The 13,381-nt window shown below is 70.7% G+C and carries 10 protein-coding genes; 3 read left to right on the forward strand and 7 right to left on the reverse strand.

What is annotated here, in order from left to right; genetic code table 11:
- Positions 1 to 74 precede the first annotated feature (74 nt).
- The 5 genes from AB0B90_RS29820 to AB0B90_RS29840 all read right to left on the reverse strand — a co-directional run bounded on the left by AB0B90_RS29820 (position 75) and on the right by AB0B90_RS29840 (position 7,976).
- Positions 75 to 3,875, reverse strand: coding sequence for a beta-ketoacyl synthase N-terminal-like domain-containing protein (locus AB0B90_RS29820; RefSeq protein ID WP_362925868.1), 3,801 nt, complete (start codon positions 3,873 to 3,875; stop codon positions 75 to 77).
- 58 nt (positions 3,876 to 3,933) lie between these two features.
- Positions 3,934 to 4,977, reverse strand: coding sequence for a ketoacyl-ACP synthase III family protein (locus AB0B90_RS29825; protein WP_362925869.1), 1,044 nt, complete (start codon positions 4,975 to 4,977; stop codon positions 3,934 to 3,936).
- A gap of 18 nt (positions 4,978 to 4,995) precedes the next feature.
- Positions 4,996 to 5,247, reverse strand: coding sequence for a phosphopantetheine-binding protein (locus tag AB0B90_RS29830; RefSeq protein ID WP_350947098.1), 252 nt, complete (start codon positions 5,245 to 5,247; stop codon positions 4,996 to 4,998).
- Positions 5,244 to 6,254: a ketoacyl-ACP synthase III family protein gene (locus AB0B90_RS29835; RefSeq protein WP_362925870.1), complete on the reverse strand. Its 1,011-nt coding sequence runs from the start codon at positions 6,252 to 6,254 to the stop codon at positions 5,244 to 5,246. The genes AB0B90_RS29830 and AB0B90_RS29835 overlap by 4 nt, the downstream gene beginning before the upstream one ends.
- Positions 6,255 to 6,653: 399 nt before the next feature.
- Positions 6,654 to 7,976 carry a cellulose binding domain-containing protein gene (locus tag AB0B90_RS29840; protein WP_350947100.1) on the reverse strand — a complete coding sequence of 441 codons (1,323 nt, stop codon included), beginning with the start codon at positions 7,974 to 7,976 and terminating at the stop codon, positions 6,654 to 6,656.
- Between the two features lie 539 nt (positions 7,977 to 8,515).
- On the opposite strand from AB0B90_RS29840, the gene AB0B90_RS29845 reads away from it, so the two are divergent.
- Positions 8,516 to 8,734, forward strand: a complete 219-nt coding sequence (locus tag AB0B90_RS29845; RefSeq protein WP_350947101.1) for a hypothetical protein — start codon at positions 8,516 to 8,518, stop codon at positions 8,732 to 8,734.
- A gap of 133 nt (positions 8,735 to 8,867) precedes the next feature.
- On the opposite strand, the gene AB0B90_RS29850 is transcribed toward AB0B90_RS29845, so the two are convergent.
- Positions 8,868 to 9,881, reverse strand: coding sequence for a LacI family DNA-binding transcriptional regulator (locus AB0B90_RS29850; RefSeq protein WP_350947102.1), 1,014 nt, complete (start codon positions 9,879 to 9,881; stop codon positions 8,868 to 8,870).
- Positions 9,882 to 10,146: 265 nt separating this feature from the next.
- Between AB0B90_RS29850 and AB0B90_RS29855 the strand changes: the two genes are divergently transcribed.
- Positions 10,147 to 11,049, forward strand: a complete 903-nt coding sequence (locus AB0B90_RS29855) for a hypothetical protein (protein WP_362925871.1) — start codon at positions 10,147 to 10,149, stop codon at positions 11,047 to 11,049.
- 135 nt (positions 11,050 to 11,184) lie between these two features.
- Here the strand turns inward: AB0B90_RS29855 and AB0B90_RS29860 are convergent, their stop codons facing one another.
- Complete coding sequence (locus AB0B90_RS29860) at positions 11,185 to 12,819, reverse strand: protein kinase (RefSeq protein ID WP_362925872.1); 1,635 nt, start codon at positions 12,817 to 12,819, stop codon at positions 11,185 to 11,187.
- A 185-nt stretch (positions 12,820 to 13,004) separates the two neighbouring features.
- On the opposite strand from AB0B90_RS29860, the gene AB0B90_RS29865 reads away from it, so the two are divergent.
- A complete protein-coding gene (locus AB0B90_RS29865) occupies positions 13,005 to 13,346 on the forward strand; it encodes a hypothetical protein (protein ID WP_362925873.1) in 342 nt (113 codons plus the stop codon).
- Positions 13,347 to 13,381: the final 35 nt, after the last annotated feature.

The following is a 13,381-nucleotide window of genomic DNA, read 5'->3' on the forward strand; positions in this document are numbered from 1 at the left end:
GCGCCCCCCCCCCCCCGCCCCCGGCCGGGCGTGGCTCCGGCGTGCACCCCCCTCCGCACCCCCGGCCGGCGGCCTCAGCCTCCGATCGCGAGCATGCTCTCGGCGGCGGTCTCCGTCGCCACCTCCGGTCCCGGAGCCGTGAGAAGCTCCACCAGGTGGTTCGCGATCGCGGTGATGGTGGGCTGCTGCCACAGCAGGGTCGCCGGGAGACGGCGGCCGAAGCGCTTCTCCAGACGTCGCCGGACCATGATGGTCATCACCGAGTCAAGCCCCTGCTCGACCAGGGGACGCCTGGTCGCCAGGTCCTCGGGGGCGAGCCTCATCACGGCGGCGATCTCCGCGCGGATCTCGGGCAGGACACGCTCGCGCAGGTCCTCGGGCGCCAGGCCGGAGAACGACTCCGCGGGCCCACCGAGATCCTCCTCGGCCGGGGCGGGCGCGTCGATCACCGGATAGCGGAGTCCGGTGAGGTGTCCCACCACCCGGCCGTCCACGTCGGCGAGGAGCACCCGGACGGTGTCCTCGGCGGCAGGGTCGACGGCCGCGTCGATGATCACCGTCGAGGGAGGCGCGCCGGTCAGCGTCACCTCGTCGATGTGCACGACCATGCGCAGCACCGGATCGCCGGGGAACACGCAGGGCGCCACGGACATCGCCGCGTCCAGCGCCGGCGTCCAGCCCTCCGCCTCCCCGGTGCGTACCGTGGCCCGCAGCACGCCGTCCCCGCTCAGCAGCGTCTCGATCGTCCAGTCGAAGCCCGTCGAGGGCACGCCGACGCCTGCGAGCCGCTTGTGCACGAACCCGGGATCGATCGGGCCGAGAGAGTCGGCGTCCGGCAGCATGTCGGGTTTCACCTGGCCGGGGGCGGCCACGTCCGCGGTGACGTGCACCAGCCAGGCGGGTTCCGGCTCGTCGGGACCGGCCGGGGTACGGGCCGCGAGCCGCACCGCCGGAGGCTCGTGCACGACCTGGATCTGCCTGCGTTCCGCGGTCATCAGCGGATGCATCATCTCCACGTCGGTGAGCGTGACGTCCTCGTCCTCGACCGCGTGCAGGAACGTGTTGACGAGCACGGCGGCGGGCACGATCTCGACCCCGTTGAGGGCGTGGCTGCCCGGGTAGGGCCGGTTGGCGTCCTCCAGGCTGGTCCGCCACACCCGGGTCCGGCTGCCCGCGAGGCCGGTCCCGGCCCCGAGCAGGGTGTGGGAGTGCACGTCGTGCCCCCGGTTGTCGTCCCCGGTGTACGCCTCCCGCCAGTGGCGGCGGTGCTGCCAGGCGTACGGCGGCAGGTCGGCCAGGCCGCCGGACGGCTGCAGCCGGCTCCAGTCCACCTCGACGCCGTGGCAGTGCGCCGTGCCCAGCGCGACGAGGAAGGTCGAGGACTCGGGCTGGTTCCTGCGCAGTGACGTGCCGACGAACACGTCGTCGAACCCGTTCTCCGAGAGCGTCTCGGTCACCGAGTGCGCGACCACGGGGTGGGGGGAGATCTCCAGGAACACGCGGTGGCCGTCCTGCGCCGCGGCCGTCGTCGCCGCGGTGAGCCGCACGGGGTCTCGCAGGTTCGCCGCCCAGTACGCGCCGTCCAGGACGGGCGTCGACCGGGGGTCGGCCAGCGCGGTCGTGTACATCGGGACGCGAGGCGCACCGAACGAGAGATCGGCGACGGCGGCGGCGAGTTCGACGGCGAGCGGGTCCATGTGCGGGCTGTGGAAGGCGACGTCGGAGGCCACCCGCCGCACCACGATGCCCTCGGCGGGCCACTCGTTCACCACCGCCTCGACCGCGGCGACGTCGCCGGACAGCACGGTGGAGCCGGGGGCCGACGAGATCGCGGCCACCAGGTCGGTACGGCTGGCGAGCCGCTCCGCCGCCTCCTCGAACGACAGGTCGACCATCGCCATCGCCCCCTCGCCCTCGACCTGGCGCAGCAGCCGGGAGCGGCGGCAGATCAGGCGGGCGCCGTCGGCGACGGTCATCGCGCCGGCCGTCACCGCCGCCGCGATCTCGCCGACGGAGTGGCCGATGACGGCCTTCGGAGTGACCCCGTACGCGTTCCAGAGCCTGGCGAGGCCCAGCTGCATCACGAAGATCATGGTCTGCACGCGGTCGATGGTGTCGAGATCGCCGTCGGCGAGGACCTGCCGGGGCGAGAAGCCGATCTCCTCGACGAAGATCGGATCCACCTCGTCGACGAGGGACGCGAACTCCGGCACGGCGAGCAGTTCCCGCCCCATTCCGCGCCACTGGCAGCCCTGGCCTGAGAAGACCCAGACCGGCCCGGGGCCGAGCTCGGGCAGCACGTCACCGGTGATGACGCTCTCGGCGGGTACGTCATCGGCGAGCCTGCGCAGACCGGCCGCGAGCTCGTTCCCGTCCGCCCCGATCACGACGGCGCGACGGGCCAGATGGGTGCGCCGGAGCGCGAGCGTGTGCCCCGCCGACGCCAGGTCGAGCCCTTGGCCGAGTCCCTGGTCGAGGCGGTCGGCGAGCCTGCCCGCGTACTGCCGCAGCGCCTGCTCCGAGGCGGCCGACAGCGGGAACAGCCGCTCCCCGCCTTCCCCGCCTTCTTCGCCCCGGGGGGCCTCCTGGGCCGCGGGGGCCTGTTCGAGCACGATGTGCGCGACCGTGCCGCCGTACCCGAAGCTGGAGACGCCCGCCCTGCGGGGGTGGTCGCGCTCGGGCCAGGCCGATTGCTCGGTCACCACGCGAAGGCCCGAGGTCTCCCACGGGATGGCCGGGTTCAGGGTGTTCAGCACGCTCGGCGGGATCTCACCGCGGTGGAGGGCGAGCACCGCCTTGATGACGCCGGCGATGCCGGCGGCGCCCTCGAGGTGACCGATGTTGGACTTCACGGAGCCGACGAGGCACGGGTCGCCGGGGGGCCGCGGTGTGCCGTACACGGAGGAGAGCGCTCCCGCCTCAAGCGGGTCGCCGAGCCGGGTGCCCGTGCCGTGCGCCTCGATGTAGTCGACGGTGGACGGTGCGATGCCCGCCTGCCGGCAGGCCCGGATCATCACGTGTTCCTGGGCCTGTCCGCACGGCGCCATGATGCCGTTGGTGTGCCCGTCCTGGTTCACGGCGCTGCCGATGACGAGCGCGAGGATCCGGTCACCGTCGCGCCGGGCGTCCGACAGCCGCTTGAGCACGACCACGCCGCAGCCCTCGCCGCGTCCGTAGCCGTCGGCCGAGGCGTCGAACGACTTGGACCGCCCGTCGGGGGCGAGGGCTCCCGCCGTGCCGAGCGTGAGGGTCTGGCCCGGGGTGACCAGCAGGTTCACGCCGCCGGCGAGGGCGACGTCGCTCTCGCCGAGCCGCAGGCTCTGGGCGGCCAGGTGCAGCGAGACCAGCGACGCCGAGCAGGCGGTGTCGATCGCCATGCTGGGGCCGCGCAGGTCCAGGGAGTAGGAGATGCGATTGGCGACGGCGCAGGTCGCGGCGCCGATCCCGGTCCACGCCTCGATCTGGGGCAGGTCCTCGAGGAGGCGGCCTCCGTAGTCGGCGGTGCAGACTCCGATGAACACCCCGGCGTCGGTGCCGGTCAGCTTGTGCGGCGGCAGGCCGGCGTGCTCCAGGGCCTCCCAGGCGGTCTCCATCAGGATCCGCTGCTGCGGGTCCATCAACTCGGCCTCGCGGGGCGACAGGCCGAAGAACTCCGCGTCGAAGCCCTCGATGTCGTCGAGGAAGCTGCCGTGACGTACGGCGTCGCGCAGCGAGGCGGCGTGCTCGGGGCTTCGGTTCTCGTACGGGCGCCAGCGTTCCGCGGGCAGCGGCCCGGTCGTGTTCCGGCCGGCACGCAGCAGGTCCCAGAACTCGTCCGGTGAGCGGGCGTCGCCGGGAAGGCGGCATCCGATCCCGATCACCGCCACTGGTTCCACCTGGACTCCGCGCGTACTGTCGGCCATCTGCGTTCGTTTCCCTTCGGTCGGACCCACTTCAGACCCACTGAGGATTGTCGATGATCTTGATGACGGCGCCGGAGACGGTCACTCCCGGCCCGGTGCCGAGCATCAGCACGTGGTCGCCGGGGCCCAGCTGCCCGGTCAGGAGCAGGTGGTCGAGGGAGAGGGTCTGGTCGGCGGCACCGCAGTGGCCGATGGTGCGACCGTAGTCCCAGGTCGAGCGGGACATGGGCAGGTCGAGCATGGCCATGCACCGCTGTTCGACGATCTCCTCCGAGTAGTTCATGAACGCCACCCTGGTGAGGTCGCCGGCCCCGATCCCGCTCTCGGTCAACGCGCGCTCGACGACCTCCATCAGCGCCCGCTGGATCTTGAACAGCGCCGTGGTGGCCTCGCCCTTGGGCATGACCTGCTGCCTGAACTGCTCGTTCCTGGCGGCGAAGCTCATCTTGCGCCCGACCGTGACGCCCGGCGGGAAGAGAGGCTCGCTGCCCCGGTGGAGCTCCTCGGCCTCGGTCACCGTCGTCGTGCAGACCGACGTCAGGCGCGCGAAACCCGTCCCCTTGGTGAGCACGAGCGCGGCGGCGGCGTCCCCGCCGATGTAGCCGGGGCCCATCCGCCACCGGTCCATCAGCGGGGTGCCGTAGTTGTCGGCGGCGACCAGCAGGGCGGCCTGCCTGCCGGGTACGGCGTCCAGGTGGCCGGCCGCGAGCTCCAGGGCGATGAACATCCCGTTGCAGCCCTGCCGGATCTCGGTGGCCAGGACGTCCCCGCCGACGAGGTGACGCTGCAGGTAGGAGTGCGGCGGCCAGCCGTCGGGACCCTGGTGCCACGTCGAGGCGTACAGGAGGAGATCCAGGTCGTCCGGCGCGCGCCCGCTGCGCTTGAGCGCGCTCCGCGCCGCGTGCAGGGCCATCTCCGGAGCCGGTACGTCACCGGCCACCACCGCCCCGGCCAGGTTGTGCAGCTCGGCCTCCTGCGCCGGGTACCAGCCTTTGGCGACGGCTTTCTCGACGCTGACGACGGTCCGGGGGAGGAAGGCTCCCACCCCGCTGATGTAGGTGTCCGCCAACTGCATGACTCTGCCCTCGCCCGGCTAGACGGATTCGAGTTCTTCGACCATCGCCACGATGGTCACGACGTCCTTGAAGTTCTCCGGGTCGAGCCTCGCGGCGGGAATCGGGACGCCGACGTCCTTGCGGAGGAAGTTCAGCAGCCGCGCGGTCCGCAGGGAGTCCAGGAGCCCCGACAGCAGGAGCGGGGTCGTCTCGTCGACCTTGATGTCGTCGCCGTCCAGGACGAGGTTCTCCTGGATGAAGTCGACCAGCCTTCGCGTGAGATCGGTCATGCGCGTGCCCCTGTCGTGACGGGAGAGGTGGCCAGGACCCTGAAGACCGCCGCGGCGACGGACGTTCCCGAGCCGAACCCGACCGTGAGCAGGTGATCGCCGGCCACGAGCCCGCCGGTCGCGACGAGATGCTCGAAGGCGATGAACTGGTCCACCGCGCCGCAGTGGCCCACGCGCCTTCCGTAGTCCCAGGTCGTCTGGTCCTCCTCGATGCCCAGCCAGGACATCTGCCCGTCCAGGTCCTCGCGGCGGCCGTGCGGCAACGCCACCCGCGTGATGTCGGAGAGCTCGATCCCCGCCTCGTCCAGGGTCTTCTCGACCTGCTGCATCATCGTCTTCTGGATCGTGAGATGGATCCCGGTTCCCTGCTTCTTGAGCAGCCTCTGGCGGAACTCCTCGTGCCGGTCGCCGAAGCTCAGCCCTCTGCCGACGGTGGCGTCCGGGGGGAACAGGGGGTAGGCGCCGTCGTTGACCGCGTCGGCCTCCGGGATCACCGTCGCGTTCACCGAGAGGAGCTCGGCCATGCCGTAGTCCTTGCCGAGGAGGAGCGCGGCCGCGGCGTCGCCGATCAGCGCCCCGGGGGTCATCCGCCAGCGGTCCACCAGCGGGGTGCCGTGGTTGTCCGAGGAGACGACCATCGCCGTCTTTCGGTCCGCGTCGGCCTGCAGGTAGCTCGCCGCCAGTTCGAGCGAGCTGATCATCCCCACGCAGCCGCTCCGGATCTCGAACGCGGGAACGTTCCCACCGAGGAGGTGCATCTGCAGGTAGTGCTGGGGCTGCCAGCCGTTCGGGCCCTGGTGCCAGACAGACGGGTAGAGCAGCAGGTCGAGGTCGCGCGGGGAGGACTCGCCCCAGCGGTCGTACGCGTCCAGGACCGCGAGCCGTGCCATCTCGGGCGCGGGCATGTCGCCGGCCACCGCCGCGCCGATCTGCTGGAACCTCTCGACCTCCTCGGCCGGGTACCAGCCCTCACGAACCGCCTGCTCGACGCTCACACTGTCAGGCACATAAACGCCGAGGCTCCTGACGAATATGTTGGATGTACGCACACGTCCCCTAACTCATCGACGATCCCGGACAACGGCCTTCTGACAGCGGAAGACGGCTTATCCGATTTATTTCGGGTCACGGGATATCAAGTGACCTGCGGCCGGGCAATGAAAAGCGGGAAATGGGCCGGCGGCCGTCGGGGGCAACAATAGGGGCGGACCGTTGCGGAAAGCAATATGGACGTGAGCGGCCGGTCGGTGACATTCCGTGATCGGGTTCCGACGGAATGTATTCAACTCTGGAAATGCGCCTTTCCGCTCCAGGTCACGGTTTCCCAGAATGTAATTCTTGGGAATCCCGGCGACAGGAGAACGGTGCCGGGCCCTCGCCGTTCGGCTCGGGCCCGGTACGTCGTCTCAGGCGGGCACTCTCGTGCAGACGAGGTTGTTGAGTTTGAACTGGGCCGGAATGCCGTTCGTTCCGGTGGCGGTCGCCGAGAAACCGAGGCTCTGACTGGAGCCGGGGCCGATGTAGGAGTTATGGCCGGCGTCACGGGCGGTCACCTGGGTGCCGACCTGGGTCGCCGTGGTGTTCCAGGCGGTGGTGATCTGCTGGTTGCCCGGCCAGGTCCACGTCAGGGTCCAGCCCTCGATGGGGGTGGTGCCGGTGTTCCTGATGGTCGCGCTGCCGTTGAAGGCGCCGTTCCAGGCGCCGGTGGAGTAGGTGACCTCGCAGGAGGTGCCCATCTTGAGCCCGCCGCGCAGGAAGGTGGTGAAGTTGGGCCAGGTGGGGTTCAACGTGCCGGTACCGACGGTCTCTGAGCAGTTGGCGGTGGTGCGGACGGTCTGCAGGCCGTGCCGGGCGGGGTCCATGATCTGGGGCATCATGTGGTCCGCGCCGGGCACCGAGATGAACGTGGCATTGCCGCACTGGGCCTTGATCCTGTTGTAGAGCAGGAGGCTCTGCCCGTGCGGTACCAGGAAGTCGGCCTGGCCGTGCATGAACATCAGCGGCGGGTCGTTGCTGTCGACGTAGGTCATCGGATTGGCCTGGGCCACCGTGGCCGGACAGGTCTGGATCGGGCAGCCGACCAGGAGGGACTCGGGGGAGGCGGGGGAGTTGTGGTCGAGCCCGCCGGTCGGCAGGTTCTGCGCGTTCATCTGCAGGAAGTCGGTCGGACTGAAGAAGGCGAGTCCTGCCTGCACCGCGCTGGAGACGCCGGTCGTGCCGACGGTGCCCTCCAGTGCGGCCACGCCACCGGAGAAGGTGGCCATCTCGGTCAGCCAGCCGCCCGAGGAGTCACCCATGATCGCGAATCGATTGGGGTCGAGCTGGTACGTGGCGGCGTTCGCGCGCAGCCAGCGGATGGCCGCCTTGATGTCGTGCACCTGGGCCGGGAAGATCGCTTGGGCGCTGGAGCGGACGCTGACCCCGGCCACGGCGAAGCCCAGGGGGGTGAAGATGTCCGCGATCGCGTCCGCGCCGGCCTTGCCGTCGTCACTCGTCCACGCCGAGCCGGTGTGCCAGATCAGCAGCGGCCGGGGCGTGATTCCGGTGGAGGGCAGGTAGAGGTCCAGCAGATGCCCCTTGCTCCCGGCCGGTTGCGCGGGCGCGTAGGCGATGTTGGTGATCACCTGCGTGGCGTGAGCCGGTGGCGCGAAGACTGCTGACACGCCGACGACGGCCAGCATGGTCATCGCCATGCCGACGATCACGGCCGTGCGGATTCGAGCTTGCATGGTGCGACTCCGGTTGGTCGGATGCTCGCCGCTCGTCCCCGGTGACCGTCCGTGTTTTCTCTCGCGCCGTGGCGACCTCGATCAGCAGGCCGACCGTAGCGCCTGCGAGAACAACGTCCTGTTCGAGTGTCGCGGCTCACATCGATATGGGCGGGGCGACGATATGACACGTAAGTGATGGTGGTCAAAGTTTTCGATGCATCGTTCCAATAGAACAGGATGAGAGGCGTAAATCGTACTTTGAGCATCAGGTGGTGCGAAGACAGGCCAGATCATCTATGGCATGCACAGGCGGTCGGATACGCGCCCGCGAGGCCTTTCAAGGCCGCCATGTCGGGAATGGGACAGCGGCTGGACCTTCGAGGGCGGGTGGCATGGGATTTACCGTCGGTAAACATCCGCGAAACATGTGCGGCCGGTGACAAGGCCGATGAAAGTTTCATCCCCGTCCCGCGAATGATTCGAGTGCGATGATCTTCTCTGGTGCGGGCCGAGTGATAATGTTCACCTTCATGATCTCCCCAGTCACAGGAGGACGAATGCGAAAGGTACGCGCTGTTCTCGTCTCGGCCGTCATGGTCCTCGGAGTTTCGCTGACGACCGGTGCCGCCCCGGCGCACGCCGAGAGGCTGGCGGGTGTCTTCAAGGAGCACGCGGAGTGCGAGCGGATCGGAACCCACGGCATCACCGAGGACTGGTGGAACGACTACTCATGCGAGTGGGAGAGCCGGTACAGCTACTACTTCCTCTACGCGTGACCCCGTGAGACGCACGCACCCCCGGCTCCGAGAGATCGAATCGGGGGCGCGTGCCCATGACCCGCGGCTCGCGGGATCGGCTCCCTCTCCGTCACGCCGGCCCGCAGCCCGGTAGGGAACCGGCCGCCGGAACTCAGCGCGGCGGGATGCCCCGCTCGACCAGCTCGGTGGGAAGCACCACGGTGCGCGGCCACGACCGATCCCCGCCGATCCGCCGGAACAGCAGCTCGGCGGCGGTCCTGGCCAGCTCACGGGTGTCATAGGCGATCACCGTCAGCGGGTACGGCACCAGAGAGGCCATGTCGAAGTCGTCGAACCCGAGCAGCGCGGCGTCGCTGCCGCGCCGGTGCAGTTCCCCGACCGCGCCGAGGGTGATCCGGTTGTTCAGGCTGAAGAAGGCGGTCGGCGGATCCGGCAGGTCGAGCAGTTCGGAGACGGCCCGGGCGGCCTCAGCCGGGTCGCGGACGCCGTCGCGGACCAGCCCGGTGTCGTACGGCGTGCCGGCCGAGGCCAGCGCGTCCCGCGCGCCGTCGAGCCGCTCGCGCATCGTGTGGACGCCGATCGAGTCGAGCAGGACCCCGATCCGCCGATGGCCCGCCTCGACGAGCCGGCACACCCCGGCCCGCGCGCCCCCGCGGTTGTCGAGCAGCACCGTGTCGGCGAGCAGCCCGCCCGCCGGACGGTCGAGAAAGACCACGGGGGTGCCGAGCTCGACCTCGGCGCGCAGGAACGAGTGGTCCTCACCGGCCGGCACCACGAGCAGCCCGTCGACGCGGCGGGCGCACATGTCCCGCAGCAGTTGCCGCTCGCGCGCCGGATCCTCCTCGGAACTGGCGATGATGAGCATCGTGCCGTGGTGCCCGGCGACCTCGGCGGCGGCTCCCGCGATCGTCGCGTAGAAAGGGTTCGCGATCTCCTCGATCAGCAACCCGATCGTGGCGGTCGCCTGCCCGGAACGCAGCGAGCTGGCCAGGTGGTTGCGGCGGAAGCCGAGTTCGGCCACGGCGGTGAGCACCCGCTCGACCAACTCGGGCTGTACGTGCGGAGCGTTGTTCACGACCCGCGAGACGGTCTTCAGGCTCACCCCGGCCAGGGCCGCCACGTCCACCATGGTGGGCCGCCTCGCACGGCCGCCATCGCTGGTCATACCCGAACCATACCGACAGGCCGTCCGCCACGTTGACAACGTTGTCCGATCCGGCCGTGCCTGCTCATCGCCCACGACGCCCGCCCGGCGCGAGGATGACCACCGGGTGTCGGCCACGTGATCGAGTGCCTTCTGACCGGTGTCGACCCGGGAAAGACCGGGGCCGACGGAGGTGCCGGAAGCGCGAAACCCGCGAAAGGCCGCTCGGGGAGTGAGAAAGTGACGGGCAACCAGGTTGTAAGCGGGCCGCGAAGAATGGCTTTTCATGAAGAACCTCCCCTCACTCCTTGCCGCCCCCGTCCGGCACGGTGCCTTCCTTGTCCTTCTCGTTCTCGCTCTGACGGCCCTCACCGGTTGCGGCCTCACCGGCGGCCAGGCCGGGGACGGCGCGGCCGCCCCCGCGCAGGTGACGAGCGAGGCGACCACCGCGCCCGCCGAGAGCGACCCCCCGGCCCAGCCGGAAAGCACTCCCGAGCAGGCGGAGACCGGCGGGCAGGACCGGCCTTCCGCGGCCGTCGAACCGGGCGGCACCCTCGTCGACGGCAGTACGGTCTCGGCCGAGCTGACCCGCGCGGGGGAGAGGCACAAATTCACGCTGGATCTGGGCGACGCCAGGGAGTTCTACGTCGCCGACATGGAGGGCGACGGCATCCAGTTCCAGGTGTTCTCCGACGTCGACGACGAGCCCCTGACCCCGGCCAGTGTCGATTTCAGCGCGGGTACGTCGCTCAGCAACAAGCTGACCAAGGTGGGCGGCCACCGGCTGGAGGTCTGGGGGAACACCAACGTGATCGGGGCGTACAGCTTCCGGATCGCGACCGTGAAGGTCCGCACGTTCCCCGCGACGATCGGCCTGAAGATCGGTGAGGGCAGCCCGGAGGGGGCGGGGTCGCTGGACGTCCCCGGACGGATCGACCGCTTCGAGTTCGACGCCGACGGTGCCAAGGCCATCAGGATCATCGCGGGAGGCGGGCCGTGCACCTCCATCGACGTCGAGCTCTACGACGCGGCGGAGAAGAGCCTCGCCGATCCCCGGCAGCCCTACCCGCTGTGCGGCAACGAGTTCGACATGCCGCTCTCGGGCTCCGACGGGCGCTACGCGCTGGTCGTCAGGTCACCCGCGGCGAAGACCGGGTCGTACTCCTTCCAGATCGTGCGCGCCGGCTGAACGACGAGAAGTGAAGCGGGCGGGCGCTCCAGAGGGCAGGCGCGGGCAGTCGAGGGCAGTCGAGGGCAGTCGAGGGCAGTCGAGGGCAGGGCGGGAGCGGCGCGGGCCGGGCGATTCCGGAGGGTGCGGGGAAGGTCAGGAGCGGCGCAGGGTCCCCCGGTACTCCAGCGAGCCCCCGCCCTCCTGCTTCACGCAGTCCAGCGTCTGGGGGTCCCGCACCGTGAGGGTCATGTCCCCGCTCACGCACTGGCCGCGCTGCGCCACGTTCAGGCTGAGCACGGTGTCGCGTACGCGGGTGAGCGTGGCCTGCTGCTCGCAGTCACCGGACACCCAGGTCCCGGTGGATCCTCCCTGATTCAGGGTGATCGTGACGTCGGCGGTGCGCTTGCGGTCGTCCTGCGAGACGACCTGTCCCGTCCAGGTTCCCGCGAAGGCCGAGGGGATGCCCCCTCCGGGAGCCGCGGGCGGAGCCGAGGCCGATCCGGAGGCCGGTGCCCGGTCGGGGGTTCTCTCAGGTCCGGAGGCCGGTGTCCGGTCGGCGGTGTCGCCCGATCCGGAGGCCGGCGCCGGGCGGGAGGTCCCCTCGGATCCGCTCCGGGGCGCCGCCCCGTTCGCGGGGGAACCTCCGATCGTCCCCGTCGCGTACAGCACGCCGGCCGTCGCCAGACCCGCGAGGACGACGGCGGCCACCGGGATGGCCACGTTCCTCGCCCGCCGCGTGCCCCGCTCGCCGTACGGGGGCGCGTGGACCCTCGTGTCACGACCCGCCGTACCGGCACCGCCCGGAGGTAGGAGCGCCGTGTCCCGTACGAGGCCGGCCGGTTCGGTGGGCGTGGAGTGGACTCCGGACCGGACGGCCGGTGGCGGCTCGGCCTCGACGGGACGGGTCAGGCCGCTCGGAGCGCGGTCCGGCCAGCCGGAGGGGACGTAGGCGCTGGGCACCGGGCCGACGTCGGGAACCGTGACGGTGGAGGCTCCGGGGTCGACCAGGCGCACCAGAAGCGACCGGGCCGAGGGACGCGCCACGGGTTCCTTGGACAGGCAGGCGGCCAGGGTCTCGCGCAGGCCCTGGGGAACGCAGGACAGGTCGGGTTCCTGGTTGATGATGCGGTTGAAGACCGCGGCGACGGTGTCGCTGCCGAACGGTGCCCTGCCGGTCGCGGCGTAGAGCATGGTCGAGGCCCAGGCGAAGACGTCGGCCGCGGGTGATCCGTGCACCCCCATGAGCTGCTCGGGAGCCATGTAGGGCGGGGTGCCCGACATCGTCATGGACGCCGTGTCGGCGTCGAGGGGACGGGCGATACCGAAGTCGACCACGCGCGGCCCGTCGGGGCCGAGAAGCACGTTGGCCGGTTTGAAGTCCCGGTGAACCACCCCCGCGCCGTGGATGGCCGCGAGCGCGGAGGCCGTGCCGACGGCGAGCCGTTCGAGGTCACCGTCGCGCAGCGGACCGTCGTCGCGCACCCGTTCCTGCAGCGAGGGGCCCGCCACGAACTCGCTCACCACGTAGGGGTCCGGCCGGTCGAGCTCGGCCGCGAGCACCCGGGCCGTGCAGAAGGGGGCCACCCGGCGGGCCGACTCCAGCTCCCTGGCGAGTCGGCGGCGGATGTCGGGATTCGTGCCGCCCTTGAGGACCTTGATCGCGACACGGTCGCCGGAGGCGCTCCACCCCTCGTAGACGATGCCCTGCCCGCCCTCGCCGAGGCGCCCCACGACCTGGAACGCTCCCAGCGTGCGCGGGTCATCCGGTTCCAGCGGGCCAGCGGCCATGAGTTCCTCCATGCACGTCGGCGCGGGTCCCCAGCGTAACGACGGGGGTGGCCGGGCCGCCACGGAAGCGACGGGGTGCTTCGCCGTACGGACGGCTGGTTTGCCGTCTCTCTCGCGGGGCAGGCGGCCGAAGATCGGAGACGCCGTCTCCGATCACCGCCGACGGCCAGGGAGGTGCGATCCCGATGAGCGCGCACACACTGTCGGTCGCGTTCAGCTGGGCCCTGCTGGGGATCGGATGCGTGCTGGCCGCGCACGGCGTTCGCGTGCTGCTGAAGGGCCGGGTTCCGCTGATGGTCTCCAGGCGGGGCGGGGTCCTGCGGGTGAGGCCGTACGCGTGGTCACTGCTGTTCTTCGCGCTGTTCGCCGTCTCGACCGCGTCGCCCCGGCTGCTGGAACGGACGGACGAACTGTCGCTCACCCTCTTCACCCTGCTCGCGCTCGCCTTCGCGGTGGTGGCGCTCACCCTGATGGCGAAGGCGAAAAGGGTGCTGGAGTCCACGACATCGCGCGACCGGGAAACCTGAGGACGATCCCGGCGCTCTGACGGCCGTACGCGGCG

The sequence above is a fragment of the Streptosporangium sp. NPDC049078 genome, from assembly GCF_040648855.1.
In the GTDB taxonomy this organism is placed as follows: Bacteria; Actinomycetota; Actinomycetes; order Streptosporangiales; family Streptosporangiaceae; genus Streptosporangium.

Bases quoted from the DNA above. Each gene is read 5' to 3' on its own strand.
- AB0B90_RS29825 (WP_362925869.1), bottom strand. From the start codon at position 4,977: ATGCAGTTGGCGGACACCTACATCAGCGGGGTGGGAGCCTTCCTCCCC.
- AB0B90_RS29830 (WP_350947098.1), bottom strand. From the start codon at position 5,247: ATGACCGATCTCACGCGAAGGCTGGTCGACTTCATCCAGGAGAACCTC.
- AB0B90_RS29840 (WP_350947100.1), bottom strand. From the start codon at position 7,976: ATGCAAGCTCGAATCCGCACGGCCGTGATCGTCGGCATGGCGATGACC.
- AB0B90_RS29850 (WP_350947102.1), bottom strand. From the start codon at position 9,881: ATGACCAGCGATGGCGGCCGTGCGAGGCGGCCCACCATGGTGGACGTG.
- AB0B90_RS29855 (WP_362925871.1), top strand. From the start codon at position 10,147: ATGAAGAACCTCCCCTCACTCCTTGCCGCCCCCGTCCGGCACGGTGCC.
- AB0B90_RS29845 (WP_350947101.1), top strand. From the start codon at position 8,516: ATGCGAAAGGTACGCGCTGTTCTCGTCTCGGCCGTCATGGTCCTCGGA.
- AB0B90_RS29865 (WP_362925873.1), top strand. From the start codon at position 13,005: ATGAGCGCGCACACACTGTCGGTCGCGTTCAGCTGGGCCCTGCTGGGG.
- AB0B90_RS29860 (WP_362925872.1), bottom strand. From the start codon at position 12,819: ATGGCCGCTGGCCCGCTGGAACCGGATGACCCGCGCACGCTGGGAGCG.